Raw genomic sequence first — 4,898 nt, 5'->3', positions numbered from 1 at the left:
GGTCAGCGCTGATCCGCCGCGGGTGACGGGGACCCGCCGAACCGGAGCGTGGACCCGCCGCGGGCGACGGGGACCCGCCGACTCGCGCGCTGACCCGCCGCGGGCGACGGGGACCCGCCGGCTCAGCGGACGCGTCGCGCGGAGAGCACCCCGCTGACCCCGAGCACGAGCACCGACACGAAGATCCCGACCATCGGCAGCTCCCACCCGCCGGAGGCGTCGTGCAGCCCGCCGATCGCCAGCGGCCCGAGCGAGGCGATGGCGTAGCCGCCGCCCTGCACCAGGGCCGAGAGGCGGCGGGCGTCGTCGCCGGTCGTGGCCATCCGCACGATGACGATGAAGATGATCGTGATGCCGCCGCCCTGGGCCGCGCCGCCGAAGATCGACCAGATCAGCCAGTGCTCGGGCGCGAAGAAGAGGCCGAGCGGCATGGCCGTCCAGAGCACGCCGATCAGGGCGATGACCGCGGACGGGCGCCAGCGCAGGGCGAGCAGCGGGACGCCGAGCGCCCCGACGACCGCCATGATCTGGAACACCGACGAGCTCGCGCCGGCGGCCTCACGGGTCAGGCCGATCTCGTCGCCGAGCAGCGTGGGCATCCACGCGGTGAGCCCGTAGTAGGCGAAGGCCTGGCCGGCGAAGGCGAGGGTGAGGCCCCAGGTGGTCCAGCGGCGCAGCAGCGGCCGGCGCCGCGCCTCCGCGTCGGCCTCGTGGGCTGCGGCCTCGACGACGTCGATGCCGCCGGTCATGACGTCGGCCGAGGAGGCGCCTCCTGCGTCGACCGCTCCGCTGCCGGCCCGTGCCCCCACGCCGAGCGCGACCCGCGGCCCGACGGCGACGGCCCACACGGCCACCGCCAGCACGGCGAGCAGCCCCCAGCCGACCAGCGCGGCCGGCCAGCCGACGACCGAGGCGATCGGCGCGGTCGCCAGCGACGTGATCATCGACCCGACGTTGAGCGCCGACGTGTAGATGCCCGTCACGAAGCCCGCTCGCTCGGGCGTGTAGTCACGCCGGATGATCACCGGCAGCACGACGTTGCCGACGGTGATCGCGATGCCGATCACGATCGTGCCGACGTAGAGCCAGGACGAGGTGCCGAGGGCGCGCAGCACGGTGCCGAGCAGGACACCGGCGAGGCCGATGCTGACGGCGCGCTCGGCGCCGACCTTGACGATCAGGCTCGAGGCGAGCGGGCTCGCCAGGGCGAAGCAGAGCACGGGGATGCTGGTCAGCAGCCCCGCGACGACGGCAGTGAGGCCGAGGTCGGCGCTCATCTGGCCGAGCACGGGCGCCGTGGCGACGATGGGGCCGCGCAGGTTGAGCGCGATGAGGACGATCGCGAGGGTGAGCAGCCAGGCGGCGGGCGAGCGGACCGCGGCCGAGCCGGCCTGCCTCACGCCGCGCCGCGCACGGGTGCCGTGACGAGCTCGACGCCGAGCAGGTCGGCCACCTCGCGCACGTCGGAGGCGACGGCGACGGCCCCGACGTGCTCGGCGGGCTCGCCGTAGCCCCAGGTCACGAGGATGGTCGGCACGTCGTGCTCGGCCGCGCCCTCGACGTCGTGGTGGCGGTCGCCGATCAGCACCGGACGCGAGACGTCGGCGCCGCGCTCGCGCAGGCGGCGGAGGGCCTCGGCGACGACGTCGGCCTTCGTGTTGCGCACCTCGTCGTCGGACGCCCCGGTGATCAGGTCGAGGTACTGCACGAGGTCGTGAGCCTCGAGGATCTTGGTGGCCGGGGTCTCGGGCTTCGAGGTGGCGGTCGACGTGGGCAGCCCCGCGGCGTGCACGCTGGCGAGCAGGTCGCGGACGCCCGGGAAGATCTCGCCCTCGAGGGCGCCGTTCGCGAGGTAGTGCGCGCGGTAGGTGCGCATCGCCTCGGCGAGGCGGTCGCCGGTGAGGCCGAGGCGCACCTCGAAGCTCTGCGGCAGGGGCGGGCCGACCCAGCCCATCAGCTCGGAGTGCTCGGGCACGGGCAGGCCGAGCGAGGCGATGGTGTACGCGAGGCTGGCCGTGATCGCGGGCGCCGAGTCGGCGATCGTGCCGTCGAGGTCGAACAGGACGGCCGTGTAGGAGGGAGTCATCGCCTCCAGCTTACGAGCGCCGCGGAGCTCCGGCCGCGGCCGGAGCCGCTAGAACAGCCGCGAGTGCGAGTCGTCGAGCCCGCGCATCGCGTCGTAGTCGAGCAGCAGGGTGCGGATGCCGCGGTCGTGCGCGAGGGTGCGGGCCTGCGGCTTGATCTCCTGTGCGGCGAAGACGCCGGTGACGGGCGCCAGGTGCGGGTCGCGGTTCATCAGCTCGAGGTAGCGCGTGAGCTGCTCGACCCCGTCGATGTCGCCGCGGCGCTTGAGCTCGACGGCCACGGCGGCGCCCGAGGCGTCCCGGGCGAGGATGTCGACCGGCCCGATCGCGGTCATGTACTCCCGGCGGACGAGCACGTGCCCCTCGCCCAGCAGGTCGATCTGCTCGGCGAGCAGCTTCTGCAGGTCGGCCTCGACGCCGTCCTTCGTGAGCCCGGGGTCGACGCCCATCTCGTGCGACGAGTCGTGCAGCACCTCGTGGATCGACACGACGAGGATGTCGGCGGTCTTCGCCTGCGTGACCTTCCAGAGCTCGACGACCCCCGCCTCCTGCTGGTCGGCGTCGGGCTCGAGCACGGTCAGCGTGCACGGCGGGCTCATCCAGTTCAGCGGCTTGTAGCTGCCGCCGTCGGAGTGGACGAGCAGGCTGCCGTCGCTCTTGACCATGAGCAGTCGGGTGGCGAGGGGGAGGTGGGCGCTGAGCCGGCCGGCGTAGTCGACCGAGCAGCGGGCAATGACGAGACGCACCCGACGATCCTAGGGTCCGGTGCTCGGTGGTCAGCACACTTCACGTCCTGCAAGATATATTGACAAGATGAGAAATCTGAAATACTTTTTGCTCGTCCGGAACGACCGGGCGAGAACGAGGGGACGACACCGATGACCGACACGACGCAGATCCCGACCCGCACGGACCGCGCCGCTCGTGTCGCGCCGGTCCCCCGCTGCCGACGGTGCGCCTCCTCCGACCCTGTCGACCTGCTCCGGCCGGTCGACGAGGTCGTCGAGATGCTGCTCGCCGACGTCGCCGTGGGGCGCTGGGTGCCCGGTGACGAGGTCGACGTCCGGTCCGCGTCCGTCGAGCACGGCGTCGACGAGAGCGTCGTCCGGCTCGCCCTGCACGACCTGCGGCGAGCCGGGCTCGTGAGCACGAACCCCTTCACGGGCGGCGCCGTCGTGGTCTGGCACCGCCGCCACAACGAGGTGCTGCTGCGCAGGCTCGTCGGCGTCGTGTCCGTGGTCGCGGCGCGCCGTCCCTCGCTGCACGACCTGCCCGAGCCCGGGCCCGCCATCTCGGCGAGGGCTCGTCACGGTCTCGTGCTGCCGCCCGACCTCGCCCACCTGCTCGACCTCGTCCGGCTCCTCGTGCTCACGCTGCCCGAGGCGAGTCGTCGGCAGGTGCTCGCCGAGATCGTCACCCCGCTCTCGGTGCTGGGCACGACGACGGCGATGCGGGTGCACGGCATCGTCCCCGCGATCTCCGACGACGTCCGAGGCGTCATCGTCGACCTGGTCGAGGTCGCCGCCCACTACGGCGAGTGGGACGACGTCCCGGTGCTCGTCGCCGACTACGCGGTGGCCCTCGGCGCGGACGAGCGCTGACGTCCCCTCCTCCCTTCCCTCTCCTCATTCAGGAAGATCGGTCCTGAGCTGCGCAATGGGGGGCGTGCGAGTCCTGAGTCGTGCACGGATCAGGAACTCGGGCCCGCCATCTCCTGAGTTGCGGCGACGGAGGAGGCGACGGTCCCGGCCCAGCCGTGGTCCCGGGGGCCGTCGGCTAGGCTGCGGCACCATGAGCCGGGCAGAGGGCGACGTCGCCGCGAGGCCGACCCTCGCCGCGGTCGCGCGGGCGGCCGGGGTCAGCGCGAGCACCGCCTCCTTGGCCTTCAGCGGTGCCGGCCCCGTCTCGGACGAGACGCGCAGCCGCGTCCTGGCCGTCGCCGCCGACCTCGGCTACGGCGGGCCCGACCCCCGTGCGCGGTCGCTGCGCCGCGGCCGCTCGGGCATCGTCGGCGCCGTCCTCGAGGACACCCTGAGCAACGCCTTCCGCGACCCGATCAACGTGGCGATGCTCGACGGCATCGCCGACGTCACGGGCCCCGCCGACAACAGCCTGCTGCTGCTCACCGAGACCGAGGGCGAGCACACCCGGCTGCTCGACGCCCCGGTCGACGCGCTCGTCCTCTTCGGCTGCAGCACGCGACTCGACGCGTCCGTGTCGACGGTGCGACGCCGCGGCATCCCGCTGGTGTCGATCGAGGCCCCGCCGATGGAGGGCGTGCTCGACATCGGCGAGGACAACGTGGGCGCGTCCCGGCTGCTGGCGCAGCACCTCCACGACCTCGGCCACCGCCGCGTGGCCGTGGTCGCGCTCGAGCTGGGCCCGGGCCGCGAGACCGGGGAGATCACCGACGCACGCGTCGCGGCGGGCACGACCTGGCCTGCCCTCGAGCGACTGCGCGGCACGCGCCTGGTCTACCCCGACGCCGGCGGGCTCGTCACGCGCGGCAGCTGGACGTCCGAGGGGCACCGGGCCGGCACGCACCTGCTCGACGTGCCCGCGTCCGAGCGGCCGACGGCGATCATCGCCCAGAGCGACCTGCTGGCCTCGGGCGTCATCGCTGCGGCGGCGGACCTCGGCCTCTCGGTGCCCGGCGACCTCAGCGTCGTGGGCTACGACGGGGTGCGGCTCGACGACCCCCGCGCCGCCGACCTCACCACCGTGGTGCAGCCGGCGGTCGAGAAGGGCCGCGCGGCCGGTCGCGCCGTGCTCGCGCTGCTCGCCGGCGAGGCCGCCACGGGCACGATCTTCACG

The 4,898-nt window shown here is 73.8% G+C and carries 5 protein-coding genes; 2 read left to right on the top strand and 3 right to left on the bottom strand.

What is annotated here, in order from left to right; translation table 11 throughout:
• Positions 1-122 precede the first annotated feature (122 nt).
• The 3 genes from RWM17_RS12240 to nucS are packed head-to-tail and all read right to left on the bottom strand — an operon-like array spanning position 123 to position 2,830.
• A complete protein-coding gene (locus tag RWM17_RS12240; protein ID WP_192170119.1) occupies positions 123-1,400 on the bottom strand; it encodes a CynX/NimT family MFS transporter in 1,278 nt (425 codons plus the stop codon).
• The gene (locus RWM17_RS12235; protein WP_314104046.1) at positions 1,397-2,086 is read right to left on the bottom strand and encodes an HAD hydrolase-like protein; all 690 of its coding nucleotides are present in this window, start codon (positions 2,084-2,086) and stop codon (positions 1,397-1,399) included. The genes RWM17_RS12240 and RWM17_RS12235 overlap by 4 nt, the downstream gene beginning before the upstream one ends.
• A 48-nt stretch (positions 2,087-2,134) precedes the next feature.
• Positions 2,135-2,830 carry an endonuclease NucS gene (gene nucS / locus RWM17_RS12230; protein ID WP_123547425.1) on the bottom strand — a complete coding sequence of 232 codons (696 nt, stop codon included), beginning with the start codon at positions 2,828-2,830 and terminating at the stop codon, positions 2,135-2,137.
• A gap of 132 nt (positions 2,831-2,962) precedes the next feature.
• On the opposite strand from nucS, the gene RWM17_RS12225 reads away from it, so the two are divergent.
• On the top strand, positions 2,963-3,685 hold the full coding sequence (locus RWM17_RS12225) for a GntR family transcriptional regulator (RefSeq protein ID WP_314104045.1): 723 nt from the start codon (positions 2,963-2,965) through the stop codon (positions 3,683-3,685).
• A gap of 190 nt (positions 3,686-3,875) precedes the next feature.
• A partial coding sequence (locus RWM17_RS12220) for a LacI family DNA-binding transcriptional regulator (RefSeq protein ID WP_314104044.1) occupies positions 3,876-4,898 on the top strand: 1,023 nt, incomplete at its 3' end.

Origin of the sequence: uncultured Frigoribacterium sp., assembly GCF_963515265.1 — a bacterium.
Taxonomy (GTDB): Bacteria; Actinomycetota; Actinomycetes; order Actinomycetales; family Microbacteriaceae; genus Frigoribacterium.
Note: the sequence above shows the minus strand (reverse complement) of the source record. Positions and strands in the feature narration are given on the sequence as shown.

Bases quoted from the DNA above. Each gene is read 5' to 3' on its own strand.
- RWM17_RS12225 (WP_314104045.1), top strand. From the start codon at position 2,963: ATGACCGACACGACGCAGATCCCGACCCGCACGGACCGCGCCGCTCGT.
- RWM17_RS12235 (WP_314104046.1), bottom strand. From the start codon at position 2,086: ATGACTCCCTCCTACACGGCCGTCCTGTTCGACCTCGACGGCACGATC.